This is a genomic window from Stutzerimonas sp. C6.4V, assembly GCF_058536345.1.
In genome coordinates this window covers 148,856-160,988 of sequence record NZ_JBZUBM010000001.1, presented here as the reverse complement: position 1 = coordinate 160,988, position 12,133 = coordinate 148,856, and the positions used below count along the sequence as shown (strand labels likewise).

The following is a 12,133-nucleotide window of genomic DNA, read 5'->3' as shown; positions in this document are numbered from 1 at the left end:
AGCCCTGGCACCCGCCGAGATCGCAACCCGCGACCTCACCCAACCCACACAGTATGGGGCGAACCGACCCCCTACTCAGGCTGGTAGCTGCCCGGTACCGGCGCGAAGGACACACCGAAGCGATTCCACGCGTTGATGGTCGCGATGGCCAGTGTGAGATTGGTGAGCTGGGCCTCGGAAAAGTACTGGCGCACCTCCTCGAACAGCTGTTGCGAAACGCCCTGGGGCAGCAGCGTATTGGCCTCGGCCCACGCCAGCGCGGCACGTTCGCGATCGCTGAAGAACGGCGTCTCCCGCCAGGCGCTCAGCGCGTAGATGCGTTGTTCGCTCTCGCCCAGTGCACGGGCGTCTTTGGTGTGCATGTCGATGCAGAAGGCGCACTGATTGATCTGCGAGATGCGAATCTTCACCAGTTCCATCAGCGGTTTGTCGATGCCCTCCTCGGTTCGACTCTGGCGCGCCAGACAGGTCTCGAGCCCCATCATCGCCTTGATGACCTCGGGTGCGGCGGCTTGATAGTTCATGCGCATGATCGTCACTCCTCTGTTTGATGTGGAGCCAAGGCTACGCACCCGCCAACCTGCGCTATTGTAGATTTTCGACATCTTCGTACGCCGACCACCATGTCTTCATTGCACGAGCGCCTGCCGCGCCTCCAGGGCTTCATCGCACGGCCTCCCACCCCTGCGCTGGCCGCTCACGTCCAGCGGTTCTGGTGGATCGATGGCGACATCGCCGGTGCTCAGGATGCACAGCTGTTGCACCCGGACGGTGGCAGCGGCGTGATCTTCAATTTCGCCGACCCACCGATCTTCGATGGCAGCACCTATCGCCCCCGCGCCATCGTTGCAGGGCCGCAGCTTGCCAGCGCGCGCTTGCAGCTGGTCGGTCGGGTAGAGCTGATGGGCGTGCGCTTTCGCCCCGGTATGGGCGCTGCTTTCTTCGGTGCGGGCCTGGATGAACTGGAAGGCTTCCACGGCTTCGACTGGCCCGGTTCGGAGTTGTCGGGTCTGGTGGATCAGCTCGCCGGACTCGATTGGTTCGCCCAGCAGGCGCTGGTAGAAGAGGTGCTGCTGAGGCGTTTGGGCGGCGCCCTTGAACGTCGCACGCCGGTGCAACAGATGCTGGAGCGGATCGCCGCCAGCGGTGGCCGTGCGCGGCTCAGCGATATGCTCGAGACCTTGCCACTGGGGCAGCGCCAACTGGAGCGGCTGTTTCGCTACCAGGTGGGGCTTACGCCCAAGCAGTACAGCCGCATCCAGCGAGTCGCGCTGGGGCGCCAGGAGCTGCGCTCCGACGAGACGCTGCTGAACACCGCGCTGGCATGCGGCTACAGCGACCAGGCCCACTTCATTCACGATTTCAAAGGCGTCGTCGGTATGACGCCGGGGCAGTATCGGTTACGGATCAAGAGCAGCCGATCACCTGGCTGATCCAGCGCCATGGCCACAGGGTGGGTTTTCTCCCTGGCTCCTGACGCCCAGCACCAGGTCCCTTCACGCATCTGGCTTGGCTCATAGCTGTTCAAGCAGAAGAATGAGCCACTCGCGCTTTTTCAACGACCTTCCATTCGCCGTCAGCGCGGCCGAACTCCGTCGAGTATCAACGCCTGCAGGCTCGCCAGCGCTTCTTCGAAAAACGCAGGGTCATCGAGCGTCTTGCCGGCCACGGCCTGGATCTGCACGCGGAAGTCGGCGTAGTGCTGGGTGGTCGCCCAGAGGGAAAAGATAAGGTGATGTGGTTCGATCGGGGCCAGCTTTCCGGCGTCGATCCAGCCCTGGATCACCTCGACCTTGGCCTCGACAAGTTGCCGCAGGGGTTCTTCCAGCTCGCCAAGCATGAGCGGCGCACCCTGCATGATTTCCATGCAGAACAGCCGCGACTCGGCCGGATGGTCCCGAGAAAGCTCGAGCTTGGCGCGCAGGTAGCCCTTGATCGCCTCGACCGGGTCCTGGTCGGCAGTAAACGCCTGCAACGGCCGCAGCCAGACCTCGAGGAGCTGGCGTAGCACGCTGACGTAGAGCTCTTCCTTGTTGCCGAAGTAGTACAACAGATTGGTCTTGGACACATCGGCCTGGGTTGCGATCTGATCCAGGCTGGTGCCATGCAGGCCAAAGCGGGAGAAGAGGCCAAGGGCTGCATCGATGATGCTGGTCCGCTTGCTTTCGATCATGCGCGTACGGCGATCGACTGCGCTGGCGCTGGGTTCGCGGGTGGCGCCTTTCAGCTTGGCGGTCTTGCTGGCGGTCAGGCGCCGGCGTGGTGGTGTCGGGGTCTGGTCTGTCACTGCGTTACCGAACGGGCTCAAACGGGTCGCTACTGTAGCGCGCGGCGCAGCAACTATGCGAATGGGCTACCAACGGGCGACTGCGCATTTATTGCGCGCAGCCTGTGCATCACGCACAAACCAGGTGCTCCGATTCGGACCAAATGGTCCACATGCATCCAATAGAATCCGCTAACCATCTGAATCTAATTAGAAAACATGGGTTGGCCTGCATCCTGCTAAAGCTCCACTGACAGCCCGTCATGTTCGGGCAACGCTTTTTCAGCCACGGCTTACAGAGGTGCTTCCCATGGATGTTGGTGTTTTCATTCCGATCGGCAACAACGGCTGGCTCATCTCAGAAAATGCGCCGCAGTACATGCCCTCCTTCGAACTGAACAAGGCCATCGTGCAAAAGGCCGAGGGCTATGGCTTCGATTTCGCGCTGTCGATGATCAAGCTGCGCGGCTTCGGCGGTAAGACCGAGTTCTGGGAGCACAACCTGGAATCCTTCACGCTGATGGCGGGCCTCGCCGCGGTGACCAGCAAGATCCAGCTGTTCGCCACCGCCGCCACCCTGACCTTGCCGCCAGCTATCGTCGCGCGCATGGCCTCGACCATCGATTCGATCTCCGGTGGCCGCTTTGGCGTGAATCTGGTGACCGGCTGGCAGAAGCCCGAATACAGCCAGATGGGCATGTGGCCGGGCGATGAATTCTTTGGCACCCGCTATCAGTATCTCGGCGAATACGCCCAGGTGCTGCGCGACCTCTGGGAAACCGGTCGCAGCGACTTCAAGGGCGAGCACTTCCAGATGGAAGACTGCCGCGTCAGCCCCAAGCCACAGGCGGACATGAAGATCATCTGCGCCGGCTCCAGCGATGCCGGCATGGCGTTCTCGGCGCAGTACGCCGATTACAACTTCTGCTTCGGCAAGGGCGTGAACACCCCGACCGCCTTTGCGCCGGCTACCGAACGGTTGCTCAAGGCCACCGAAAAGACCGGCCGCAGCGTGACCTCCTGCGTGCTGTTCATGGTCATCGCCGATGAGACCGACGAAGCCGCCCGGGCCAAGTGGGAGCACTACAAGGCGGGCGCGGATCAGGAGGCCATCGCCTGGCTGGGTGAACAAGGCTCGGCGGACAAGACCTCTGGCAACGACACCAACGTGCGGCAGATGGCCGACCCGACCTCGGCGGTGAATATCAATATGGGCACGCTGGTCGGCTCCTACGCCAATGTCGCCAGGATGCTCGACGAGATCGCCACGGTGCCCGGCATGCAGGGCGTGATGCTGACCTTCGATGACTTCCTCCAGGGCATCGAGGCTTTCGGCCAGAAGATCCAGCCGCTGATGCAGAGCCGCCGCCATATCGAGCCGCTGAAGGAGAGCGCCTGATGAACGCCATTGAATCGTTTTCCGGCTATGGCCTGGAGGCGCCGGGCGAGGCGCTGAAGTTGCCGGCGCGCCCCGAGCCGCTGGCGATGAAAGCGAGCGAGACCGCGCTGATCGTGGTGGATATGCAGAACGCCTATTCAACCAAGGGCGGCTACCTGGATCTGGCGGGCTTCGATGTGTCGAGCACGGGGCCGGTGATCGAGAAGATCCGCCAGTCGCTGGCCACTGCACGTGCCGCCGGCATTCAGGTGATCTTTCTGCAGAACGGCTGGGACAACGGGTACGTCGAGGCCGGCGGCCCGGGTTCGCCCAACTGGCACAAGTCCAACGCGCTGAAGACCATGCGCAAGCGCCCGGAACTGGCCGGCACGCTGTTGGCCAAGGGCGGCTGGGACTACCAACTGGTGGACGAACTCACGCCGCAGCCCGGCGACATCGTGGTGCCCAAGCCGCGCTACAGCGGCTTCTTCAACTCGCACCTGGACAGCACCCTGCGCGCCCGCGGCATCCGCAACCTGGTGTTCACCGGCATCGCCACCAACGTATGCGTGGAATCGACCCTGCGTGACGGCTTCCACCTGGAGTATTTCGGCGTGGTGCTGGCCGACGCGACGCATCAGGCCGGGCCAGAATTCGCCCAGCAGGCCGCGCTGTACAACATCGAGACGTTCTTTGGCTGGGTCTCGAACGTAGAAGATTTCTGCAGCACCTTTGCATCCGCCGAGGCCACTGCCGACGCGCTCTAGATCCGAACAACACGCCGCCCCGCAGCGGCCGCATCCAATCGCCTTGCAAGAGATCATCGACATGCCCAAGCAATCCGTCATCCCCGCCGGCTCCGGCAAACCACTCGCCCCTTTCGTTCCCGGCTCCATGGCCGACGGCGTGGTCTACGTCTCGGGCACCCTGCCCTTCGACAAGGACAACAACGTCGTCCACATCGGCGATGCCGCTGCTCAGACCCGCCACGTGCTGGAAATCATCAAAGGCGTCGTCGAGGCCGCTGGCGGCAACATGGACGACGTCACCTTCAACATGATCATGCTCACCGACTGGGCCAACTACGCGAAGGTCAACGAGGTGTACGCCGAATACTTCCCCGGCGAAAAGCCCGCGCGCTACTGCATCCAGTGCGGTTTGGTGAAGCCCGATGCATTGATCGAGATCGCCAGCATCGCCCACGTCGGCAAGTGATCCAGCGCCGTAGGGCAGCTGCAGCCCGCCGGTAAGGCTTCGCACCGTCACCACTCGGGTTTCACCCGCCCTACGCCAGCTCAACGTTGGAGGTATGACATGCACTACGAAATCCACGGCCGCCTGGACGCCGACGCACCGACGCTGGTGCTCAGCTCCGGGCTCGGCGGCGCCGGTGCCTTCTGGACACCACAACTGCCACTTCTGGCGCAGGACTATCGCGTACTGGTCTATGACCAGCTGGGCACCAACAAGAGCCAGGCCTCGCTCCCGGAGGGTTACTCGATCGAATCCATGGCGCTCGAGCTGCTGGATCTGCTCGACAGCCTGGACATTCGCCAGTGCCATTTCATTGGCCATGCGCTTGGCGGGCTGGTCGGACTGCAAATGGCCCTGTTGCGCCCGCAACTGCTGCACAGCCAGGTGCTGATCAACGCCTGGAGCAGCCCGAACCCGCACAGCGCCCGCTGCTTCGCGGTCCGCAAGAACCTGCTGCGCGACAGCGGCCCGGCCGCCTATGTACAGGCGCAGTCCCTGTTCCTTTACCCGCCGGACTGGATCGCCGCCAACAGTGAACGATTGGCCAGGGACGATGAGCACGCGCTGGCGCATTTCCCGGCCCCGGTTACCCTGCTGCGCCGAATCGAAGCGCTGCTGAATTTCGATATCGAGGCCGAACTGGCAAACATCCAGACGCCGACATTGCTGATCGCCAACCGCGACGACATGCTGGTGCCCTGGAACCGCTCGCAGCACATGGCACAGCTGCTGCCCCATGCGCGTCTGGAGTTGCTGGAATACGGCGGCCACGCCTCCAGCGTCAGCGATAGCGAACCCTTTAACCGAGTCCTGCTGAGCTATCTGGCCGAACAATGCGGCCAGGTCGAGGCAGCCTGAGGAAACCCGAACATGTCCACCCCCATCGATTCCCAAGCCCTCGCCACGCTGTTCAGCGAGGGCCGCACGCACAGCGCCTGGCTGGACAAGCCGGTGCCGGACGCCCTGCTCGAACAGCTCTATGCACAGGTCAGCCTTGGCCCGACCGCCGTCAACAGCTGCCCGGGCCGCTTCGTCTTCGTGCGCACGCCCGAGGGCAAGCAGAAGCTCGCGCCCTGCCTGTCCAAAGGCAACCTGGAAAAGACCATGAGCGCGCCGGTCACGGTTATCGTGGCTTACGACGAAGACTTCCCGGAAACCCTGCCGGAGCTGTTCCCCTTCGCCGACGCCCGTAGCTGGTACGCGGGGCAACCGGCACTGATCACCGAGAATGCCCTGCGCAACAGCTCGCTGCAGGCGGGCTACCTGATCCTCGCCGCCCGTGCGCTGGGGCTGGATACCGGGCCGATGTCAGGCTTCGACGCCAAGGCGCTGGACGAGGCCTTTTTCGCCGGTACGACCTGGAAATCCAACCTCCTGATCAACCTCGGCTACGGCGACGCCAGCAAACTGCGCGACCGCCTGCCACGCCTGCCCTTCGACCGGGCCTGCGTCCTCGCCTGATGGAGAATTGACATGAATCTGGCTGAGCTCGACCCCATGAATCTCACCGCGCCCGCTGTGATCAAGCAGGATTACCGCGACGCCATGGCGCGCCTGGCCGCCGCGGTCAACGTGATCACCACCGACGGACCGAGCGGATGTGCCGGCTTCACTGCGACTGCGGTGTGCAGCGTGACTGACGACCCGCCTACCCTGCTGATCTGCCTGAACCGTACCGCATCGGCCCATCCCATCGTCACGGCCAATGCGCAGCTGTGCGTCAACACCCTCGCCAGTAGTCAGCGCGAACTGTCGAACCTGTTTGGCGGCAAGACGCCCATGGCTGAGCGCTTCGCCGCTGCCAGCTGGACCACCTGGCTGACCGGCTCTCCTGTGCTGGAAGGCGCTGCGGTGTCCTTTGATTGCCGGGTCAGCCACAGCACCAGCGTAGGCACCCATGACATCCTGTTCTGCGAAGTACTGGCGTTGAAGCGTCAGAACGATGCCGACGGACTGGTCTATTTCGATCGCGCCTATCACGGCTTGCAAGGCAGCCACTGAACCTGGCCTGTCCCACGCTTTACCTGCGCCCGACCTGGCGCAGGTCTTGATCAAGCACGCTCGATCACCAAGCTGCTGATTGAGCCGGCATCCGCAGCCCTGAAGGGTCGACAGTTTCCTGCGCGACCCTCATCTGAGCGACATCTGGTCAAGCCGCCATCTTTTCGCACTCTTCGGCACACTTGCGGCAGGCTTCGGCGCAGGCCTGGCAATGGTCCATCTGATGCTTGGCACACTCCTCACCGCACTCGCGGCAGGCCTGGGCACAGATGCGGCACATCTCCTTTGCCAGGGCGCTGTCACGGGTCATCAGCGTGGCAGCGAGGGCGCAGAGGTCAGCGCAGTCGCGGTCCAGTTCAATGCAGCGAGCCATCATTTTCACGTCGTCTTCCCGTAGGCAGGATGCCGCACAGGTTTCGCAGACGATGGCGCAGTTGGAGCAAGCCTGGATACAGGCCTCGTATTGGGAATTGAGCATGGCGATTCCTCCATTTTCGAGTTTCGGAAAATCGGGGGCCTTGAAGACCCGTCATGGAATTCGTGGGCCGCGCAGGATGCAAAGTTCACCCGGATCGACCAAATGCCCGTCCCTCTACCGGGCAACTGCCCAGACGCGCTCAGCGGCCGCTACACTACCGAGCCCCAAGGAAAACCTCTTCGATCATGCCCTTTACGCTCGCCGCGCCTTGCGAATATCAGGAAACCATTCGCAAGAGCCGCTTTCTTGCCAAGGCTGTACCGGTATCCACTGCGGAAGACGCTCAGGCGTTCATCCAGGCGGTCAGTGACCCCAGCGCCACACACAACTGCTGGGCCTGGAAAATCGGCGACCACTATCGTTTCAGTGACGACGGCGAGCCCGGCGGAACGGCCGGTCGCCCCATGCTCACCGCCATCGAAGGACAGGACTGCGACCAGGTGGCAGTGGTAGTGATTCGCTGGTTTGGCGGCATCCAGCTGGGCACTGGCGGCCTGGCCCGTGCCTATGGCGGCTCCGCTGCAAAATGCCTGCAGGCGGGCGAGCGCGTCGAACTGGTGGCCCGGGTCCGCTGCAGTTGTCATTGCCGTTTCGCCGAGCTCGCACTGTTCAAGGCGCGCCTGGATGAATACGACGCGCAGATAGACCGCGAAACCTTCGATGCCGAGGGCGCCGAACTGCAGCTGGCCCTGCCCGCCGAGCAGCAGCCTCGCTTGCAACAGCTTCTGGCCGACATCACCCGCGGCCGTTCGGCGCTGCACCCGTTGACCCCATGAGCATCGCTGCTGGTTGAACTGCGCGGTATAGGCGAAGTCCCTATATCAGCGGCACTTGCCGTTGGGTCGGCGCTCCCATGCGCATGTGCCCCAACACATTTGAGTGGAAGTGCCGAAACACGCATTCCGCTGTGAAAGAGGAGTTCAACGATGAAAAGCAAATACAAGTGGCTGATCCCGGGCGCCGTCCTGCTGACAACGCTGGGAATGGCCGGCTGTGATGTCGAGAAAACCGAAGAAGGCTCGCTTCCGGACGTTGAAGTCGAAGGCGGCAACATGCCCGAATATGACGTGGATGCGCCTGAAGTGGATGTCGGCACCAAGGAAAAGACCGTCACAGTACCCGACGTTGACGTGACCATGCCCGACGATGACGAGCCGGATGTTGGCGAGCCGGTCCAGCCGCGCGAACCTGCGCCAGCCCAACAGAACTGATCAGGCGTCCAGGCGTACCGTTACCGGTGCGCCAACGCCCCAAAGCCGCGCTTGTTGCAACGAAGCGTGGCTTTTTTTCGCCGCCCGTTTTTCCACCATTTGTGTGTACTGATCTGTGGATAACCCTGGGACCAACCAGCCAGACCCAACAGCGGCGCGGCCTCCCAACTATTGCTCACTTTTTAACCAAAACGTTTTTTGATGCCATCATCGAAGGGAAAACCATTGATTTACAGACAGTTTTTCTCGTAAGCCGCGGCGCTGAACGGCGATTTCAAAATGCCATACAAGCGTTCTGAGGTTATGCTCAGAACCCGTGGACAAAACTGTGGATAACAGTTGAGCTGATGGCGCCCGGCCCCGTCCGGCCTCGCTTGTGGCAATGTGCTCGTTTTTTGCACAGTTCGGACAGGATCCAGGGGAGGGTCAGCAACCGGCAACCTGCTGTGCAGGTCGCGCTGACTCTGGGGTCAATTCGACTGGCGTGATTAAATGCGCCTTTTCCAGACGGGGTTTCCTATGTACGACTGGCTCAACGCCTTGCCCAAAGCCGAGCTGCACCTGCATCTTGAAGGCTCCCTCGAACCCGAGCTGTTGTTCCGCCTGGCCGAACGCAACAAGATCGCCCTGCCCTGGGGTGACGTAGACGCACTGCGCAGCGCCTACAATTTCGGCAACCTGCAGGAGTTTCTCGATCTCTACTACGCCGGCGCCGACGTACTGCGAACCGAGCAGGATTTCTACGACCTGACCTGGGCCTATCTGCAGAAATGCGAAGAGCAGAACGTCGTCCACACCGAGCCCTTCTATGATCCGCAGACCCACACCGAGCGCGGCATTCCGTTCGAAGTGGCCCTGCGCGGAATCAGCGGCGCGCTGGCGGACGGCCGCGAGCTGCTCGGCATCAGCAGCGGGCTGATCCTGAGCTTCCTGCGTCATCTGCCGGAAGAGGAAGCCTTCAAGACACTCGAACAGGCGATGCCCTTCCGCGACGCCTTCTTCGCGGTCGGCCTGGACAGCTCAGAAATGGGACACCCACCGAGCAAGTTCGAGCGGGTCTTTGCCAAGGCCCGCGCCGAAGGCTTTCTTGCCGTGGCCCATGCCGGCGAAGAAGGCCCGCCGCAATACATCTGGGAAGCGCTGGACCTGCTCAAGGTCAGCCGCATCGACCACGGCGTGCGTGCATCCGAGGACCCGAAACTGATCGAGCGGCTGATCGACGAGCAGATTCCGCTTACGGTCTGCCCGCTGTCCAACACCAAGCTCTGCGTGTTCGACGACATGAGCCAGCACAACATCCTGCAGATGCTGGAACAGGGGGTGAAGGTGACGGTGAACTCGGACGATCCGGCCTACTTCGGCGGTTACGTCACCGAGAACTTCATGGCCCTGCAAGAAAGCCTGGGCATGACTGAGGAACAGGCACGCCGTCTGGCCCAGAACAGCCTCGACGCGCGCCTGGCCAAGTGAGCGATAAGGGCCGCCATGTGCGGCCCGTCAAGGGGCGAACGGCGCCAGCTGGATCAGCCGCTGGCATCGCTCGACCAGGTGCTCACGCAGAAGCCTCACCCGCTCGCCCAAATGTGCACGATGGGCACAGATCAGGTTCAGCGGCGTCGGCTCGCCCAGCAGCTCCGGCAACAGCACCACCAGTCGCCCCGACTGCACATCCTGAGCGACGTCCAGCCAGGATTTGTACACCACCCCCTGTCCCGCCAACGCCCATCGGCGCACCACGTCGGCATCGTCGCTGATGCGGTCACCGCTCACCGCCTGTTGCAGCTCACGTCGACCGTCGTAGAAGCACCAGCGCTCATGCACCCGCCCCGCCAACATGAAACGCAGGCAGTTATGGTCGGCGAGTTCGACAAGCGAGTGCGGCGATCCGTGCGCCTCGAGGTAACCCGGCGCGGCACAGAGCACGCGCCTATTGGATGCTGCCACCGGTAGCGCCACCAGGCTGGAGTCTTCCGGCTGGCCGTAGCGCAGCGCGATATCGACCGGTTGCCGGAACAGATCGGCATTGCGATCGGCCAGCAACAACCGAAGGCTCAGCAGCGGATGTTGCATCTGGAACTCGTCCAGCCAGGGCATGAGGACATTGCGGCCGAAGTCGGACGGCGCCGACAACTGCAACGTGCCACTGATGGTCGCCTTGCCGCCTGCCAGCAGTTGCTGGCCCTCGACAAGACTCTGCAAGGCCGAGCGCGCATGGGGCAGATACAGCTCGCCCTCGCCGGTGAGCCGCAGGCTACGGGTCGAACGCGCCAGCAAGCGGCAGCCCAGTTGTCCTTCCAGTCGCTTGAGCGCCGCACTGGCAACGGCGGGCGACAACTCCAACCGCCTGGCGGCGGCAGACAGACTGCCTAGCTCAGCGGTCAGCACAAACACTTGCAGGTCATCGCTACGCAGCATTTTCAATAATCCGTTGAAAGAGCCTCAGTGCAATATGAGGTTTTTCTTCTGGACGCGAAAGCCGAACATGACAGCCTTCAATGTCCAGCCAAGAAGGAGACCTACGATGAAAGCCATCGGTTACCAGCAATCCCTGCCGGTCGAAGACGCGCATTCGCTGATCGATATCGAACTGCCTGATCCCACGCCCGGCCCGCGCGACCTGCTGGTCGAGGTCCGCGCCATCTCGGTGAATCCGGTGGACACCAAGATCCGCATGCGTGTACAGCCGGAAGGCGGCCAGCATCAGGTGCTCGGCTGGGATGTGGCCGGCGTGGTTCGCTCGGTGGGCAGCGAGGTCAGCCTGTTCAAGCCCGGCGATGAGGTGTTCTACGCCGGCGCGCTGGACCGCCCCGGGGCGAACAGCGAGCTGCATCTGGTGGATGAGCGTATCGTTGGCCGCAAGCCGGCCAGCCTCGATTTCGCTGCGGCGGCGGCGCTCCCGCTGACCTCGATCACCGCCTGGGAACTGCTGTTCGAACGTCTGCAGATTAGCGAAGGAGAGGCAGATCGCGACCAGCGTCTGCTTATCGTCGGTGCGGCGGGAGGTGTGGGTTCGATCCTGACACAGCTGGCGCGTCAGCTGACCGGGCTCAGGGTTATCGGCACGGCCTCGCGCAGCGAAACCCGGGACTGGGTGCGCGAGCTGGGCGCCCACGAGGTGATCGATCACAGCCAGCCGCTGGCCGCCGAACTGCAGCGGCTGGGCATCGCCGATGTCACCCATGTAGCCAGCCTGACCCACACCGACATGCACCTGGCGCAAATCGTCGAAGCATTACGGCCACAGGGTCGCCTGGCGCTGATCGATGACCCCGCAAGCCTCGACATCAGCCTGCTCAAGCGCAAAAGCCTGTCGTTGCACTGGGAGTTCATGTACACCCGTTCGCTGTACCAGACGCCGGACATGATCGCCCAGCACCAGTTACTCAACCGCGTCGCCGAGCTGATCGACAGCGGTGTGCTGAAGACCACCCTGGGTGAGCATTACGGCACGATCAACGCTGGGAATCTGCGTCGCGCCCATGGCTTTATCGAAAGCGGCAAGGCCAAGGGCAAGATCGTGCTCGAAGGGTTCTGAAGCCCAGAGT

The 12,133-nt window shown here is 62.7% G+C and carries 16 protein-coding genes; 12 read left to right on the top strand and 4 right to left on the bottom strand.

Annotated features, from left to right (window positions below; all coding sequences use genetic code 11):
• Positions 1-71: 71 nt before the first annotated feature.
• The gene (locus AC4LFW_RS00755) at positions 72-530 is read right to left on the bottom strand and encodes a carboxymuconolactone decarboxylase family protein (RefSeq protein WP_491816933.1); all 459 of its coding nucleotides are present in this window, start codon (positions 528-530) and stop codon (positions 72-74) included.
• 93 nt (positions 531-623) lie between these two features.
• On the opposite strand from AC4LFW_RS00755, the gene AC4LFW_RS00750 reads away from it, so the two are divergent.
• Positions 624-1,433: a helix-turn-helix domain-containing protein gene (locus tag AC4LFW_RS00750; protein WP_491816932.1), complete on the top strand. Its 810-nt coding sequence runs from the start codon at positions 624-626 to the stop codon at positions 1,431-1,433.
• 143 nt (positions 1,434-1,576) lie between these two features.
• Here the strand turns inward: AC4LFW_RS00750 and rutR are convergent, their stop codons facing one another.
• Positions 1,577-2,251 carry an HTH-type transcriptional regulator RutR gene (gene rutR / locus AC4LFW_RS00745; RefSeq protein WP_491820079.1) on the bottom strand — a complete coding sequence of 225 codons (675 nt, stop codon included), beginning with the start codon at positions 2,249-2,251 and terminating at the stop codon, positions 1,577-1,579.
• Between the two features lie 325 nt (positions 2,252-2,576).
• On the opposite strand from rutR, the gene rutA reads away from it, so the two are divergent.
• From rutA to rutF, 6 genes are all read left to right on the top strand, one after another.
• Positions 2,577-3,665 carry a pyrimidine utilization protein A gene (rutA, locus tag AC4LFW_RS00740; protein WP_491816930.1) on the top strand — a complete coding sequence of 363 codons (1,089 nt, stop codon included), beginning with the start codon at positions 2,577-2,579 and terminating at the stop codon, positions 3,663-3,665.
• A complete protein-coding gene (gene rutB, locus AC4LFW_RS00735; protein ID WP_491816928.1) occupies positions 3,665-4,411 on the top strand; it encodes a pyrimidine utilization protein B in 747 nt (248 codons plus the stop codon). Before rutA ends, rutB begins: the two co-directional genes overlap by 1 nt.
• 61 nt (positions 4,412-4,472) lie before the next feature.
• The gene (rutC, locus tag AC4LFW_RS00730; protein WP_491816926.1) at positions 4,473-4,859 is read left to right on the top strand and encodes a pyrimidine utilization protein C; all 387 of its coding nucleotides are present in this window, start codon (positions 4,473-4,475) and stop codon (positions 4,857-4,859) included.
• A gap of 99 nt (positions 4,860-4,958) precedes the next feature.
• Positions 4,959-5,756, top strand: a complete 798-nt coding sequence (gene rutD / locus AC4LFW_RS00725; RefSeq protein WP_491816924.1) for a pyrimidine utilization protein D — start codon at positions 4,959-4,961, stop codon at positions 5,754-5,756.
• A gap of 12 nt (positions 5,757-5,768) precedes the next feature.
• Entirely contained in the window at positions 5,769-6,359 is a 591-nt protein-coding gene (locus AC4LFW_RS00720; RefSeq protein WP_491816922.1) for a malonic semialdehyde reductase, read from the top strand.
• 12 nt (positions 6,360-6,371) lie between these two features.
• On the top strand, positions 6,372-6,899 hold the full coding sequence (gene rutF / locus AC4LFW_RS00715) for an NADH-dependent FMN reductase RutF (protein WP_491816920.1): 528 nt from the start codon (positions 6,372-6,374) through the stop codon (positions 6,897-6,899).
• Positions 6,900-7,047: 148 nt separating this feature from the next.
• On the opposite strand, the gene AC4LFW_RS00710 is transcribed toward rutF, so the two are convergent.
• Entirely contained in the window at positions 7,048-7,377 is a 330-nt protein-coding gene (locus AC4LFW_RS00710) for a four-helix bundle copper-binding protein (RefSeq protein ID WP_491816918.1), read from the bottom strand.
• Positions 7,378-7,562: 185 nt separating this feature from the next.
• On the opposite strand from AC4LFW_RS00710, the gene AC4LFW_RS00705 reads away from it, so the two are divergent.
• The 4 genes from AC4LFW_RS00705 to AC4LFW_RS00690 all read left to right on the top strand — a co-directional run bounded on the left by AC4LFW_RS00705 (position 7,563) and on the right by AC4LFW_RS00690 (position 10,058).
• A complete protein-coding gene (locus AC4LFW_RS00705; protein WP_491816917.1) occupies positions 7,563-8,153 on the top strand; it encodes an IMPACT family protein in 591 nt (196 codons plus the stop codon).
• Between the two features lie 150 nt (positions 8,154-8,303).
• Positions 8,304-8,588 carry a hypothetical protein gene (locus tag AC4LFW_RS00700; RefSeq protein ID WP_491816916.1) on the top strand — a complete coding sequence of 95 codons (285 nt, stop codon included), beginning with the start codon at positions 8,304-8,306 and terminating at the stop codon, positions 8,586-8,588.
• A gap of 26 nt (positions 8,589-8,614) precedes the next feature.
• Positions 8,615-8,887, top strand: a complete 273-nt coding sequence (locus tag AC4LFW_RS00695) for a hypothetical protein (RefSeq protein WP_491816915.1) — start codon at positions 8,615-8,617, stop codon at positions 8,885-8,887.
• A 220-nt stretch (positions 8,888-9,107) separates the two neighbouring features.
• A complete protein-coding gene (locus AC4LFW_RS00690; protein WP_491816914.1) occupies positions 9,108-10,058 on the top strand; it encodes an adenosine deaminase in 951 nt (316 codons plus the stop codon).
• 27 nt (positions 10,059-10,085) lie between these two features.
• Here AC4LFW_RS00690 and AC4LFW_RS00685 read toward each other — a convergent pair whose 3' ends face one another.
• Positions 10,086-11,003, bottom strand: a complete 918-nt coding sequence (locus AC4LFW_RS00685) for a LysR family transcriptional regulator (protein WP_491816913.1) — start codon at positions 11,001-11,003, stop codon at positions 10,086-10,088.
• 106 nt (positions 11,004-11,109) lie between these two features.
• Here AC4LFW_RS00685 and AC4LFW_RS00680 point away from each other — a divergent pair, with 106 nt between their 5' ends.
• The gene (locus AC4LFW_RS00680) at positions 11,110-12,123 is read left to right on the top strand and encodes a zinc-binding alcohol dehydrogenase family protein (protein WP_491816912.1); all 1,014 of its coding nucleotides are present in this window, start codon (positions 11,110-11,112) and stop codon (positions 12,121-12,123) included.
• Positions 12,124-12,133: the final 10 nt, after the last annotated feature.

Coding starts and splice junctions, on each gene's coding strand:
- rutF (WP_491816920.1), top strand. CDS start 6,372: ATGAATCTGGCTGAGCTCGACCCCATGAATCTCACCGCGCCCGCTGTG.
- AC4LFW_RS00700 (WP_491816916.1), top strand. CDS start 8,304: ATGAAAAGCAAATACAAGTGGCTGATCCCGGGCGCCGTCCTGCTGACA.
- AC4LFW_RS00680 (WP_491816912.1), top strand. CDS start 11,110: ATGAAAGCCATCGGTTACCAGCAATCCCTGCCGGTCGAAGACGCGCAT.
- AC4LFW_RS00690 (WP_491816914.1), top strand. CDS start 9,108: ATGTACGACTGGCTCAACGCCTTGCCCAAAGCCGAGCTGCACCTGCAT.
- AC4LFW_RS00755 (WP_491816933.1), bottom strand. CDS start 530: ATGCGCATGAACTATCAAGCCGCCGCACCCGAGGTCATCAAGGCGATG.
- rutC (WP_491816926.1), top strand. CDS start 4,473: ATGCCCAAGCAATCCGTCATCCCCGCCGGCTCCGGCAAACCACTCGCC.
- AC4LFW_RS00710 (WP_491816918.1), bottom strand. CDS start 7,377: ATGCTCAATTCCCAATACGAGGCCTGTATCCAGGCTTGCTCCAACTGC.
- rutD (WP_491816924.1), top strand. CDS start 4,959: ATGCACTACGAAATCCACGGCCGCCTGGACGCCGACGCACCGACGCTG.
- rutA (WP_491816930.1), top strand. CDS start 2,577: ATGGATGTTGGTGTTTTCATTCCGATCGGCAACAACGGCTGGCTCATC.
- rutB (WP_491816928.1), top strand. CDS start 3,665: ATGAACGCCATTGAATCGTTTTCCGGCTATGGCCTGGAGGCGCCGGGC.
- AC4LFW_RS00720 (WP_491816922.1), top strand. CDS start 5,769: ATGTCCACCCCCATCGATTCCCAAGCCCTCGCCACGCTGTTCAGCGAG.
- AC4LFW_RS00750 (WP_491816932.1), top strand. CDS start 624: ATGTCTTCATTGCACGAGCGCCTGCCGCGCCTCCAGGGCTTCATCGCA.
- AC4LFW_RS00705 (WP_491816917.1), top strand. CDS start 7,563: ATGCCCTTTACGCTCGCCGCGCCTTGCGAATATCAGGAAACCATTCGC.
- AC4LFW_RS00685 (WP_491816913.1), bottom strand. CDS start 11,003: ATGCTGCGTAGCGATGACCTGCAAGTGTTTGTGCTGACCGCTGAGCTA.